Genomic DNA, 12,601 nt, shown 5'->3' on the forward strand with positions numbered 1-12,601 from the left:
TCATCCCGCGGGCACCTTGGGGGGACAGATGCGCCTTTGCCGCCAATTGTGCAATGCACAATTGCCGCCGCCGCTCCGTTCGGAGGCGCTGCGCATCGCTTTTTGCACGTGATATTCGTCGCCAGCCCCGCTAGAGCGCTGCCAGCATGCACGCCGAAGCCCAGACCAGCGACCTCACCGATCCCGAGACCGAAGGCAGCGATGCGCCCGAAGCGCTCGCCGCCGAGGGCGAGCCTGCGCCCAAGTCGCGCTCGCTCGGGCCGCTCAAGATGGTGTTCGGCACGGCGCTGCAATACCCGCGCGAGATCATGCTGGCGCTCACCGCACTGGTGATCACCTCGGCCGCGACGCTGGCGATTCCGTGGCGCTTCAAGGTCATCATCGACGAGGCCTTTACCGGCAGCAGCAACCCCGAGCAGATCGGTCATGCGTTCCAGTACCTGCTGATGATCGTGCTGGTGCTGGGCATCGGCACCGCGATGCGGTTCTATTTCGTGAGCTGGCTGGGCGAACGCGTGGTCGCCGACATCCGCCTCAAGGTGCAGAACAACCTGCTGCGCCTCTCGCCGGGCTTCTATGAGGTCAACAGCCCCAAGGAAATTTCCAGCCGCATGACCAGCGACACCGCGATCATCGAAAACGTGGTGGGGACCACCGTTTCGGTCGCGCTGCGGAATACGCTCACCGGCATCGGCGGGATCGGGCTGCTGCTGTTCCTCGCGCCGACGCTGACGCTTGGGCTCCTCATCGGAATTCCGCTGGTGATCGCGCCGATCGTCATTTTCGGGCGCAAGATCCGCTCTGTCTCGCGCACCAGTCAGGATCGCATCGCCGATGTCGGTGCCTATGTGACCGAAGTGCTCTCGGCGATGAAGATCGTGCAGAGCTTCGGCCAGGAGCGCCGCGAAGGTGATCGCTTTGCCGGTGTGGTCGAGGAAACCTTCGCCACCGCGCGGCGGCGGATCATGCTGCGCGCGGCGATGACATCGGTGGTGATCCTGCTGGTGTTCGGCGGGGTTGTGCTGGTGATGTGGCGCGGCGCGCTGGCGGTGGCCGCGGGCGAGATCAGCGGCGGCACCATTGCGGCTTTCGTGTTGACCGGCGGCCTTGTCGCGGGCGCGCTCGGTGCGCTCACCGAAGTCTATGGCGATCTGCTGCGCGGTGCGGGTGCGGCGAGCCGGCTGGCCGAACTGCTCGAAGCGCGGCCCGACATCGCGCCTCCGGCCCGGCCCGAACGCCTGCCGGTGCCCGCGCGCGGCAGCCTCAGCTTCCGCAATGTCACCTTCCGCTATCCCGCGCGGCCCGAAACCGCGGCGCTCAAGGATTTCACGCTCGAGATCGAGCCGGGCGAGACGGTCGCCATCGTCGGCCCCTCGGGCGCGGGCAAGAGCACGATCTTCCAGCTGGTCGAGCGGTTCTACGATCCGCAGGGCGGCACGATCCGCCTTGACGGTGTGCCGCTGACCGCCGCCGATCCGGCCGAGGTGCGCGCACGGCTGGCGCTGGTGCCGCAGGACGGGGTGCTGTTCAGCGCCAACGCCCGCGACAACCTGCGCTATGGCAAGTGGGACGCGACCGACGAGGATATCTGGCAGGCCGCCCGCGCCGCCAATGCCGAAGCCTTCTTGCGCGCGCTGCCGCAGGGGCTCGATACCTATCTCGGCGAAGGCGGAACGCAGCTTTCGGGCGGCCAGCAACAGCGCATCGCCATCGCCCGCGCGCTGCTGCGCGATGCCCCGATCCTGCTGCTCGATGAAGCGACCAGTGCGCTCGATGCCGAAAGCGAGCAGTTGGTCCAGCAGGCGCTCGAAGGGCTGATGCAAAATCGCACCACGCTGGTGATCGCCCACCGCCTCGCCACCGTGCGCGCGGCGGACCGGATCGTGGTGCTGGATCAGGGCAAGATCGTCGAACAGGGCACGCACGAGGCACTGAGTAAGGCCGGCGGTCTCTACGCGCGCCTCGCCCGCCTGCAATTCGCTGACGCTGCCGCCTGATCTAATCGACAAAGCGCCGCGCAGGCTGGATGAAGCGCAACCCTTTCCCCCGTGCAGCGTTAGTGTGTCGCACAGCCGACATCCTGTCGCGCACGTTCAGGGACACGAACCGCACATGATCCAAAAGACCGCCGCTCTGCTCGGGGCGAGCCTGCTCGCGCTCGCCACTCCGGCATTCGCCGATGATGTCGCTCATGATGACCACGTCGACACGCTACTTGCCGATGGCGAGGCCGCAGCTCCCGCTTCCGCATTGCCGACCATCAGCTTCGGCACCTGGGGCTTCGATCCGGCCTATCTCGCCACCGACATCAAGCCGGGCGATGACTTCAACGCCTATGCGAACAAGCGCTGGATCGATGCCAACCCGCTGCCGCCCGAATTCAGCCGCATCGGTGCCTTCGTGCTGCTCGGCGAAAAGAGCACCGCTGACGTCAAGGCACTGATGGACGAGCTGGTGGCCAAGGACCCGGCGAGCCTGTCGGGCGATGAACGCCGCATTCTCGATACCTATCGCACCTTCCTCGATACCGCCGCGATCGAAGCGGCGGGCCTTGCCCCGGCGCAGCCGTTCCTCGACACCATCAAGCGCGCCACCACGCTGAACCAGCTGGCGATGCTGTGGGCCGCGCCCGGCTATGCCAGCCCGATCGGCGGCGGGGTCAGCATCGATGCCAAGCAGCCCGACCGCCACATCGCCACCGTCGGCTTCGGCGGGCTGGGGATGCCGGACCGCGATTACTATCTCGATACGACCGAAAAGGGCCGCGCGATCCAGGCCAAGTACAAGGCCTATCTCGCATTCCTGCTGGGCGAAGCGGGTTATGCCGATGCCGCCGCAATGGCCGAGAAGGTCTACGCCTTCGAAGACGCCAATGCCCGCACCGTGCAATGGGACCGCGCCGTGCGCCGCAACCGCGATCTGACCTACAACCTCCTCACCGCCGATGAGCTCGCCGCGATTGGCGGCAAGGTGCCGGTAAAGGCGATGATCGCCGCGATCGGGATCGAGAACAGCCCCGGTTTCGTCGTCGGTCAGATGCCCCCGACCAAGGAGGAAATCGACGCGCTCAAGCTCGATTCGGCAACCCTCGCCAAGATCGGCACCGGCCTTCCCGGCATGTTCGCGCTGATCGGCGAAACCCCCGTCGAAGTGCTCAAGGCGTGGATGATCAAGGAATTCCTGTCGGGCAATGCCGCGGTGCTCCCGGCGCGCTTCGATGCCGCCAGCTTCGAATTTTACGGCAAGACCCTGCGCGGCACGCCCGAACAGCGCCCGCGCTGGAAGCGCGCCATCGGCGAGGCCGAAGGTCTGCTGGGCGAGCTGATCGGCAAGGAATATGTCGCGCGCTACTTCCCGCCCGAAAACAAGGCGGCGATGGACGAACTGGTTGCCACCCTGCGCGTATCGCTCGGCCAGTCGATCGACGAGATCACCTGGATGGGCGAGGAAACCAAGGCGCAGGCCCGCGCCAAGCTGGCGAGCTTCGATCCCAAGATCGGCTACCGCCCGAACCTTGAAACCTACGAAGGGCTGGCGATCACTGCCGGCAACCCGATCGCCAACCGTATGGCGGCGGCGCGCTGGGGGCAGGCGGATAACATCGCCAAGCTCGGCCAGCCGATCGACCGCACCGAATGGGGCATGCTGCCGCAGACGGTGAACGCCTATTACAACTCGGTGAAGAACGAGATCGTCTTCCCGGCGGGCATCCTCCAGCGCCCGTTCTTCGCGCTCTCGAACGACATCGCGGTGAACTACGGCGCGATCGGCGGGGTGATCGGCCACGAAATCGGCCACGGCTTCGACGACCAGGGCTCGAAGTCCGACGCTTCGGGCGCGCTGCGCAACTGGTGGACCGATGCCGACCGCAAGGCGTTCGACGATCTCGGCAACCGGCTTGTGGCGCAGTACAACAGCTTCTGCCCGCTCGATGAGGGTAAGACCTGCGTCAACGGCCGCCTGACCCTTGGCGAGAACATCGGCGATGTCGGCGGGCTGTCGATGGCCTACCGCGCCTACAAGATCGCGACCAAGGGCAAGGACGTGCCGGTGATCGACGGGCTGAACGGCGACCAGCGCTTCTTCCTCGCCTGGGCGCAGGTGTGGCGTTCGACCCAGCGCGAAGAAAACTATCGCAACCGCCTGCGCACCGACAGCCACAGCCCCGAGGAATACCGGGTCAACGGCGTCGTGCGGAACCTCGACGAATGGTACGAAGCCTTCGGCGTGAAGCCCGGCGATGCGATGTATCTGCCGCCCGAACAGCGCGTGCGAATCTGGTGATTTGAGAAAGGGCTCGCGCGGTGATCCGCGCGGGCCTTCTTGTGGCAACAACCCCTTCATCGTCACCCCGTGCTTGACACGGGGTTCGGCTTCATTCTGCTGTGCCTCACCCGAAGAAGCCAAGCCCCGTGCCAAGCACGGGGCGACGGGGTTTGGATGGCAGGCGACCTCGCTTTGCATTTGACACCCCGCGCGTGCTCGTCGAAGCCCTGCGCCCATGACCAACACTATCGCCGCCATTCTGCTTGGCATTCTCGAAGGGTTGACCGAATTCCTGCCGGTCTCTTCGACCGGGCACCTGATCCTCGCCACCGAGCTGTTCGGTTTCGACCAGCGCGAGTGGGAGGTGTTCAACATCGCGATCCAGCCGGCGGCGATCCTCGCCATCGTGGTGCTCTACTGGCGCACCTTCTGGGATGTGGCGAAGGGCCTTTTCAAGTTCGAGCAAGGCGCGCTGTTTTTCGTCCGCAATCTGCTGGTCGCCTTCTTCCCGGCGGTGCTGCTTGGCCTTGCCTTCGGCGACGTGATCGAGACCATGCTGGGCAATGCCGTGCTGGTGTGCTGGACACTGATCATCGGCGGCTTTGCGATCCTCGCGATTGAACGCTGGGCGCATCCGCCCGCGACCGGACCGGGGGTGGCGGGCGTGCCGCTGCGGACGTCGGTGCTGGTCGGTCTGGTGCAATGCCTTGCAATGATTCCGGGTGTGAGCCGCTCGGGGGCGACGATCCTCGGGGCGATGGCCTTCGGGGTCGACCGCAAGACCGCAGCCGAGTTCAGCTTCTTTCTCGCGGTGCCGACGCTGTCGGGCGCGACCGTCTATCAGTTGGCGAAGCACGGATCGGGGCTGACAGCCCACGATATCGAGCTGATCGGGGTCGGCTCGCTGGCAGGCTTCATCGTAGCGCTGGTGGTGGTGAAGCTGTTTGTCGCGGTGGTCACCCGCATCGGTTTCGCCCCCTTCGCGTGGTACCGGATCGCGCTCGGCATCGCCGGCCTCGCGTGGCTCGGTCTGCGGTAAGTTCGCAACTGATGGAACCAGCAGCGCTTCTGCTGGTTTGACACACGAGCCGGCACGTGCCGGCGGGTATGGAGCAGTTTTCGATAATGGCGTTGCTGGTGCTGATCATGTTGGGCGCAACGCTGGGCTGGCTGGCCTCGATCCTTGCGCGCACCGAAGCGCCGGGCGACATTCTGCGCCAGATCGCGATCGGATTGGTGGTGGCGCTGATCGGCGGCGGGTTCGCCAACGGCGGCACGATGCTGGGCGGTCTGTCGCTGCTCGGGCTCGGGGTTGCACTGGCAGGCGCAGCCGCGGCGCTTGTGCTCTACCACGCGCTGCGCCGCCGCAAGGTGAAGGTTTAGACCGGCACCGCCCCGCTGCCGCGCCCGCCGCGCAGGTGGTACTCCTGCGTGCCCCGGTGCAGCACATTGTCGACATCAATCACCGCCGAATTGGCATAGGTGAACCCCGCCGGCAGGCTGCGGTAGAGGCGGTCGAAATCGCGCTCGACCGTCTGGCGGTAGAGATCGGCGAAGCTCTCGATCACGAAATAGGTCGGTTGCAGGTCGCTGATGACGTAATCGGTCCGCATTACCCTATCGACATTGAGCATGATGCGGTTGGGGCTTTCGGCCTCCACCGCGAACTTCGCTTCGGTCGGGCCTGACAGGATGCCCGCACCATAGGCGCGCACGCTGCCCGCCTCCTCGATCAGCCCGAATTCGACCGTGTACCAGTAGAGCGCGCCCAAGGCCTTCAGCCGGTTGTAGCGCATCGCCTTCCACCCGGCGCGGCCATATTCCTGCATGTAATCGGCATAGACCGGATCGGTCAGCATCGGCACGTGGCCGAACACGTCGTGGAAGACGTCGGGCTCCTCGATGTAGTCGAAGGTTTCGCGGGTGCGGATGAAGTTGCCTGCCGGGAAGCGGCGGTTGGCCAGGTGCCAGAAGAACACGTGATCGGGGATCAGCATCGGCACCGGCACGACGCTCCACCCGGTAAGCTGGCCCAGTTCCTCCGACAGTTTACCGAATTCGGGCACGCCGCCGCGGCCGAGATCGAGCTTGTCGAGCCCCGCCATGAAGGCAGAGCAAGCACGGCCCGGCAGCACCTCCATCTGGCGGGCGAAGAGATCGTCCCACACCGCGTGGTCATCGGCGGTGTAGGCTGTCTGCGTCGGCTCCAGCCAGTCCGCGCCGACATGCGCGGGGCGCACCAGCGGCGCAGTAAAGACATCGTCCGCCATGTCTGGCAGGGTGGTGTAATCGGGAGCAAGGTCTGCAAGTGTCGCCATATCGTTGCAGATGATACTACCATCGCGGGCCGAGGACAAATAGGGAGACAGGCATGGGGATGAAGCGCGAGGCCTATGAGGAGGCGCTCAAACCGCTGACGCTCGAACTGGTCAGCATGGCGCGCTGGGCCAAGGCGACCGGTGCGCGCATCGTGGTGCTGTTCGAGGGCCGCGATACCGCAGGCAAGGGCGGCGCGATCGGCGCGGTGCGCGAAAGCCTCAATCCCCGCCAGTGCCGCACTGTTGCCCTCTCCAAGCCGACCGAGGCGGAGATGGGGCAATGGTATTTCCAGCGCTACATCGCCCACCTGCCGACGGCGGGGGAAATCGTGCTGTTCGACCGCAGCTGGTACAACCGCGCCGGGGTGGAGAAGGTCATGGGCTATTGCAGCCCCGAGCAAGTCACCGCCTTCCTCGAGCAGGCCCCTGCGTTCGAGAAGCTGCTGACCGACGACGGCATCCTGCTGTTCAAATACTGGCTCGCCGCCGATCAGGACGAACAGGAGGAGCGCCTGCGGGAAAGGCTGGACGATCCGCTCAAGCGCTGGAAGCTCTCCCCCATCGATCTTGCTGCGCGCGCCAAGTATGATGATTACACCAAGGCGCGCGAAGCGATGCTGAAGGCAACCCACACGGCCCACGCGCCGTGGACCATCGTCGATTTCAACGACCAGCGGCGCGGAAGGCTGACGTTGATCCGCGACCTGCTGTCGCGGGTGCCCGATACGCACGAGGAGCCCGAGGCGATCGACTTCCCTGATCTGGGCCGCGAGCCGGTGAAGGAGACTTACGGGGTCTTGAAACCGATTGCGGATTACCCGGTCGACTAGATCGCGGCACTCGCTTGGGTGACCTGCCGCCCGTCATCGGCAAAAGCGGCCAGATCATATCCCGCCTCGCCCTTCTTCATCACCAGATGCAGCGGCTCGCCTGCAATGGCGGGGGACAGGCCACGAAAGCTGAAGCGGCGCAGGCGGTTCTCGCCCAGCGTGTCGGCTGCCAGTTGCAGCAGCAGGCTCGCGGTCAGCGGGCCGTGGACCACCAGGCCGCGATAGCGTTCGATATCGCTCGCATAGGGCGCGTCGTAATGGATGCGATGGGTGTTGAAGGTCAGCGCAGAGTAGCGGAACAACAGGCGCGGGTCGGGGGACAGCACGCGGTGGGCGTCCCAGCCGTCGGGCGAGAAGCGTGCTTCGCCGAGCGGCGGCGAAAGCGGTGCATCGGGTGCGGCGGCCTCGCGATAGACCAGCGTCTGGGTTTCGACGACCGCCAGCGTGCCATTGGCGCGGGTGTGATGCTCAACATCGACAAACGCGAGGCGACCCGATCCGCCTTCCTTCTCGCTCACCGAGGCGATGCGGCTGGTGCGCTCGATCACCGCGCCGATGGCGATCGGCATATGGAAGGCGATCTTGGACGAGGCCCACATCCGGCGCGGCATCGGGAAGGGCGGCAGGAAGCTGCCCGGACTGTCGTCGCGCGCAGGGTGCCCGTCCTCGCCAAGGCTGGCGGTGGGCGCTTGCGGGGTGCAGAGCGCGAAGTGGATGCCCTGCGGCATGATCGGCGGATGCGGGCGCGCCAGATCGAAGGTCGCGAGCCAGCGCGCCGCCAGCCCGTCATCGAGCTGGTCCGTGGCGCGGGTCTCGCGCCCGATCCACGCCTCGAAGCTCATTCGGCGCGCTCGAACACTGCGGCAATGCCCTGACCGCCGCCGATGCACATGGTCTCCAGCCCGTAGCGCACCCCGCGCCGGTGCATCTCGTGCGCCATGTCGGCAAGGATGCGCCCGCCGGTCGCGCCGATGGGATGGCCAAGGCTGATGCCCGATCCGTTGACGTTAAGGATCTCGCGGCGGCTGTCGTCCGCCGACCAGCCCCAGCCCTTGAGCACGGCGAGCACCTGCGGCGCGAAAGCCTCGTTGAGTTCGACCAGCCCGATATCGTCCCAGCTATACCCGCGCCGCTCGAACAGCCGCTCCACGGCGGGCACCGGGCCAATGCCCATGCGCGAGGGATCGCAGCCCGCCGCCGCCCAGCCGGCGAACCACAGCATCGGGGTGAGGCCGAGCTCCTCCAATTTGTCCTCCGCGACCACAAGGCACGCGGCTGCCGCATCGTTCTGCTGGCTAGCATTGCCTGCGGTGACGATGGCCGCCGGATCGCGCTTCACATCGATAGGCGCGAGCTTGCCCAAGGTCTCCATCGAGGCATCGGTGCGATAGCCTTCGTCGTGATCGAAGATCACCGGATCGCCCTTCCGCTGCGGGATTGCGACGGGGACGAGCTGCTCGGCAAAGCGGTTTTCCGCCCAGGCGCGCGCCGCGTTCTGGTGGCTACGGACCGCGAAAGCATCGGCCTCCTCGCGGGTGATGCCGTAATCCTTGGCAAGGTTCTCGGCGGTTTCGATCATCCCGGTGATGACCCCGAAGCGTTCGACCGGCTGGCTCATCACGCGGCCGCGGCTGAGGCGGTCATGCAGCACCATGTCGCCCATCCGCACGCCCCCGCGCGCGGCGAGGGTGTAGTGCTCGACGTTCGACATGCTCTCCACGCCGCCCGCCACGACCACGTCGGCCATGCCGGTTTCGACCATCATCGCCGCCGTTGCCACCGCCTGCACGCCAGAGCCGCAGCGCCGATCGAGCTGGAAACCGGGGACTTCGATGGGAAGACCCGCTGCGAGCCAGCTCCAGTGGCCGATCGCGGGCGCCTCGCCATTGCCGTAGCCTTGCGAGAATACCACGTCATCGACGCGCGCAGGATCGATCCCGCTGCGCTCCATCAGCGCCTTGAGGATCACCGCGCCCAGCTGTCCGGCGTTCAGCCCTGCAAGCCCGCCGAGGAACTTGCCCACCGGGGTGCGTAAAGGCGTGCAGATAGCGGCGCGTCTGGTCATGTCTTGTCCTTGTCCGAAAGGGCCACCGTCCCCGCGTCGACCAGCTTGCCGATCGCGCCGGAGGAGAGGCCGAGTTTTTCGCTGAGCACTTCCTCGGAATGTTCGCCGAGGTAAGGCGCGGGGGCGGGGTCGTCCGGCGCGCGGCCTGGGATGTTCGCGAAGCTGCGAGTGGCGGGATAGTCAAAGCCCGATGGGTTGGCAGGCGCGGGGCCGAACAGCGGATTGTTCGCGACCAGTTGCGCGTCATTCGCGGCTTCGTAGGCGGTGCGATAGCGCTCGAAGGTGCAGGTCTCCGCCGCCATGCGAGCTTCGAGCGTGGCGTAATCCATGCTGTCTGCCGCCTGCTGGAACAGCGCGAACAGCGCCGCACGGTGCTGGAAGCGCGGGGTGTCGCCATCGGCGAAGCGCACGCCGGTTTCGGCTTCGAGGGCAGCGATGCCCTCCTGCAATCCGAAGGCTTTGACCAGCCCGCTCCACTGCTTGGGCGTGAGCGCGGCGACCATGAAGCGCACGCCGTCACGGCTGCGGAAATCGCGCCCGAACGCACCCCAGATAGCATTGCCGAGCCGCTCGCGGTCGCCGCCGCGATAGAGCACTTCGGCCATCAGCCCGGCGTTCGCCATCGTCCCGATCGCGACATCGCCCAGCGGCAGGCGCACTTCACTGCCCTCGCCCGTGCGGCTCCGGTGGTGGAGTGCAGCCATCATCGCGAAGGCGCCATAGGCTCCGGTGATGAAATCCCAAGCAGGGAGCACCTGGTTGACGGGCGGGGCGGTTGCCGGGTCCCAATCTTCAGGGCCCGTCATCAGCGGGTATCCGGCGGCGGCGTTGACGGTGAAGTCCATCGCCTGCCGCCCGTCGTGCCAGCCCATGACGCGCAGGGAGATCATGTCCGCGCGCTTGGCTTGCATGGCTGCGTGGCTGAGGAAGCTCTGTTCGGGCAGATTGGTGATGCACTGGCCGACCGCGCTCGCCAGTTCGACCAGCAACTCGCGCCCTTCACCCGATTGCAGATCGAGCGCGACCGATTTCTTGGCGCGGTTGAGGTTCTCCCACGAGAGCGAGCGCCCCTCGCGGGTCAGCATGTAGCGGTTGTAATCGAGCCCGCCCGCCTTGTGGTCGACGCGGATCACCTCCGCCCCCATCTGCGCACAGTAAAGTCCTGCGGTCGGCGAGGCGACGAAGCTCGAAACTTCGACGATGCTCAGATCGTTGAGAAGATTATACATTCCCGCTCCATTCGCGCAGCATGTGCTTGGCGATCTGGAGCTGAAGGATTTGCGTCGTGCCTTCGTAGATGCGGTAGATGCGCGCATCGCGGAAAAAGCGTTCGGCATCGTATTCGGCAAGGTAGCCCGCGCCGCCGTAGATCTGCACCACGCGGTCGACCACGCGGCCGCACATCTCCGAGGCGAAGACTTTGAAGGCCGCAGCCTTGACGAGGATGTTCTCTCCCGCGTCGGCGCGGGCGGTGACGTCCTTCATCATCGCCTCGGCGGCGTAGATCTCGATCTCGCTGTCGGCGAGCATCTGCTGGATCAGCTGGAAATTGGCGATCGGTTCGCCGAACGCCTTGCGCTCGTTGGCGTAACGCAGCGCCGAATCGAGCGCACGGCGGGCATAGCCGGTCGCCGCCGCGCCCACGGAGATGCGCCCGTTGTCGAGGCTCTTCATCGCGAAGACAAAGCCCTTGCCTGTCTCCCCCCGAGCAGCGCATCACCCGGCACGCGCACATCATCAAGCATGATGTCGGAGATGTGGCTGCCTGATTGCCCCATCTTCTTGTCCGGGCTGCCGGTCGAAACCCCCGGCGTGTTCATCGGCACGAGGAAAGCGGAGACGTGGGCGTTCTTGGGGAGCGCTTCCTTGCTGGTGCGCGCCATGATCAGCGCGACTTCGGCATGGGGGGCGTTGGTGATGTAGCGCTTGGTGCCGTTGAGGATCCAGCCATTGCCATCGGGGTCGGGGACGGCAGTGGTCGCCATCGCGGCGCTATCGCTGCCCGAACCCGGCTCGGTCAGGCCGAAGCAGGCGATCCGGCCTTCGACCAGCTTGGGATACCATTCGGCCCGCTGTGCCTCGGTCGCCCCGTTCTTGAGCGCGCTCGCGAACATCCCGACATTGATCGAGAAGATCGAACGATAGGCGGGCGCGGCATAGGCCATGATGTTCACCACCCGCGCATACTGGGTCATGTTGAGCCCCGCGCCGCCATATTCCTCCGGCACCGACAGGCCGAACAGCCCCATTTCCCGCATCTCGTTGACGATATCCTCGGGGATGCGGTCGTCGGCGATCACCTGCGGCTCGGCCGGGATCAGGCGCTCGCGGACATAGCGGGTGAGTTGCTCGGCAAACTGCTCGAACACATCCTCGTCCATCCCGGGATTGCGGGTGCTGCCAAGGGTGGTGGGGGCATTCATGTCATTCTCGTCCTTATCGGATGCGCGGGGTGGCATCAGGGGGCAGGCGGTGTGTCCTTGCCGTTTGCCGCGCCGGTGTCGCCTGTCATTTCGGCAGGCGCAGCGGGAGCGGCGGGCACCGCGGCCTCGGGCGGCAGGGCTTCGGCGGGCAGTCGGCGCTGGTCGAGCATTTCCGCTGCCGCATCGAGCGCGCGGGCTTCACCCTCGCTCACCCCGCCGGGCGCATCCGGCCCGCTGCTGTCGCAAGCCGTCAGCGCCCATGCGAGGGCGAGGCTGGCAGTCGCCAACCGCCGCATGCGCACGCGGCCTATTCGCTCTTGGCTTCGGCGGCCTTGGCCGCTTCGGCAGCGACGTCCGCCGCAGCATCGGCGGCAGCTTCGGGCGCGGCAGGCGCGGCGGCTTCCTCGGCGGCGCCGGGCGCGTCGGTGGCGCTTGCCGAAGGATCGGCGGCCGGGGTCTCGGCCACCGGAGCCAGCGCTTCATCGGCAGGCATTTCGACCGTGTCGGCGCTCGCTTCGGTCGAGGCATCGTCGGCGCTGCCGCAGGCCGCCAGCAGCAGCGCGGCGCCGCCAAGGGTCATGAAGGGGGCAAACTTACGCATCGGGATCTCCTCTGGCCAATCAGTCGCGGGGGTTTAGCCAAGCGAAGGCGGCTCCGCCAAGCGGCAAATGGTGCCTTAACCATTGCCCGATAATCTGG

Annotated in this window: 11 protein-coding genes and 1 pseudogene; 5 read left to right on the forward strand and 7 right to left on the reverse strand. The window is 66.3% G+C overall.

What is annotated here, in order from left to right:
• Positions 1-146 precede the first annotated feature (146 nt).
• The 4 genes from BG023_RS02885 (at position 147) to BG023_RS02900 (ending at position 5,649) form a co-directional block, all read left to right on the forward strand.
• A complete protein-coding gene (locus BG023_RS02885) occupies positions 147-1,997 on the forward strand; it encodes an ABC transporter transmembrane domain-containing protein (RefSeq protein ID WP_069309130.1) in 1,851 nt (616 codons plus the stop codon).
• A 115-nt stretch (positions 1,998-2,112) separates the two neighbouring features.
• On the forward strand, positions 2,113-4,284 hold the full coding sequence (locus BG023_RS02890; protein ID WP_069309131.1) for a M13 family metallopeptidase: 2,172 nt from the start codon (positions 2,113-2,115) through the stop codon (positions 4,282-4,284).
• Positions 4,285-4,501: 217 nt separating this feature from the next.
• Positions 4,502-5,305 (forward strand): undecaprenyl-diphosphate phosphatase, encoded by an 804-nt coding sequence (locus BG023_RS02895; RefSeq protein WP_069309132.1) that lies wholly within the window; start codon positions 4,502-4,504, stop codon positions 5,303-5,305.
• 68 nt (positions 5,306-5,373) lie between these two features.
• Positions 5,374-5,649 carry a hypothetical protein gene (locus tag BG023_RS02900; RefSeq protein ID WP_233993056.1) on the forward strand — a complete coding sequence of 92 codons (276 nt, stop codon included), beginning with the start codon at positions 5,374-5,376 and terminating at the stop codon, positions 5,647-5,649.
• Here the strand turns inward: BG023_RS02900 and phhA are convergent.
• The gene (gene phhA, locus BG023_RS02905; RefSeq protein WP_150122906.1) at positions 5,646-6,536 is read right to left on the reverse strand and encodes a phenylalanine 4-monooxygenase; all 891 of its coding nucleotides are present in this window, start codon (positions 6,534-6,536) and stop codon (positions 5,646-5,648) included. The genes BG023_RS02900 and phhA overlap by 4 nt on opposite strands.
• A 101-nt stretch (positions 6,537-6,637) precedes the next feature.
• Here phhA and ppk2 point away from each other — a divergent pair, with 101 nt between their 5' ends.
• Positions 6,638-7,414, forward strand: coding sequence for a polyphosphate kinase 2 (gene ppk2 / locus BG023_RS02910; RefSeq protein ID WP_069309134.1), 777 nt, complete (start codon positions 6,638-6,640; stop codon positions 7,412-7,414).
• Here ppk2 and BG023_RS02915 read toward each other — a convergent pair.
• The 6 genes and pseudogenes from BG023_RS02915 to BG023_RS02940 all read right to left on the reverse strand — a co-directional run bounded on the left by BG023_RS02915 (position 7,411) and on the right by BG023_RS02940 (position 12,503).
• Positions 7,411-8,256, reverse strand: coding sequence for an FAS1-like dehydratase domain-containing protein (locus BG023_RS02915; RefSeq protein ID WP_069309135.1), 846 nt, complete (start codon positions 8,254-8,256; stop codon positions 7,411-7,413). The two genes, ppk2 and BG023_RS02915, sit on opposite strands and share 4 nt — an antisense overlap.
• Entirely contained in the window at positions 8,253-9,479 is a 1,227-nt protein-coding gene (locus tag BG023_RS02920; RefSeq protein ID WP_069309136.1) for an acetyl-CoA C-acetyltransferase, read from the reverse strand. Before BG023_RS02920 ends, BG023_RS02915 begins: the two co-directional genes overlap by 4 nt.
• Entirely contained in the window at positions 9,476-10,708 is a 1,233-nt protein-coding gene (locus tag BG023_RS02925) for a CoA transferase (RefSeq protein WP_069309137.1), read from the reverse strand. Before BG023_RS02925 ends, BG023_RS02920 begins: the two co-directional genes overlap by 4 nt.
• Positions 10,701-11,902, reverse strand: a pseudogene (locus tag BG023_RS02930) (acyl-CoA dehydrogenase family protein). Before BG023_RS02930 ends, BG023_RS02925 begins: the two are co-directional and overlap by 8 nt.
• A 35-nt stretch (positions 11,903-11,937) precedes the next feature.
• Positions 11,938-12,198, reverse strand: a complete 261-nt coding sequence (locus tag BG023_RS02935) for a hypothetical protein (protein ID WP_083234496.1) — start codon at positions 12,196-12,198, stop codon at positions 11,938-11,940.
• 11 nt (positions 12,199-12,209) lie between these two features.
• On the reverse strand, positions 12,210-12,503 hold the full coding sequence (locus tag BG023_RS02940; RefSeq protein WP_069309139.1) for a hypothetical protein: 294 nt from the start codon (positions 12,501-12,503) through the stop codon (positions 12,210-12,212).
• Between the last annotated feature and the right edge of the window lie 98 nt (positions 12,504-12,601).

This window comes from Porphyrobacter sp. LM 6 (genome assembly GCF_001720465.1).
Taxonomy (GTDB): domain Bacteria; phylum Pseudomonadota; class Alphaproteobacteria; order Sphingomonadales; family Sphingomonadaceae; genus Erythrobacter.

Bases quoted from the DNA above. Each gene is read 5' to 3' on its own strand.
- BG023_RS02885 (WP_069309130.1), top strand. From the start codon at position 147: ATGCACGCCGAAGCCCAGACCAGCGACCTCACCGATCCCGAGACCGAA.
- BG023_RS02890 (WP_069309131.1), top strand. From the start codon at position 2,113: ATGATCCAAAAGACCGCCGCTCTGCTCGGGGCGAGCCTGCTCGCGCTC.
- BG023_RS02895 (WP_069309132.1), top strand. From the start codon at position 4,502: ATGACCAACACTATCGCCGCCATTCTGCTTGGCATTCTCGAAGGGTTG.
- BG023_RS02900 (WP_233993056.1), top strand. From the start codon at position 5,374: ATGGAGCAGTTTTCGATAATGGCGTTGCTGGTGCTGATCATGTTGGGC.
- phhA (WP_150122906.1), bottom strand. From the start codon at position 6,536: ATGGCGGACGATGTCTTTACTGCGCCGCTGGTGCGCCCCGCGCATGTC.
- ppk2 (WP_069309134.1), top strand. From the start codon at position 6,638: ATGGGGATGAAGCGCGAGGCCTATGAGGAGGCGCTCAAACCGCTGACG.
- BG023_RS02915 (WP_069309135.1), bottom strand. From the start codon at position 8,256: ATGAGCTTCGAGGCGTGGATCGGGCGCGAGACCCGCGCCACGGACCAG.
- BG023_RS02920 (WP_069309136.1), bottom strand. From the start codon at position 9,479: ATGACCAGACGCGCCGCTATCTGCACGCCTTTACGCACCCCGGTGGGC.
- BG023_RS02925 (WP_069309137.1), bottom strand. From the start codon at position 10,708: ATGTATAATCTTCTCAACGATCTGAGCATCGTCGAAGTTTCGAGCTTC.
- BG023_RS02935 (WP_083234496.1), bottom strand. From the start codon at position 12,198: ATGCGGCGGTTGGCGACTGCCAGCCTCGCCCTCGCATGGGCGCTGACG.
- BG023_RS02940 (WP_069309139.1), bottom strand. From the start codon at position 12,503: ATGCGTAAGTTTGCCCCCTTCATGACCCTTGGCGGCGCCGCGCTGCTG.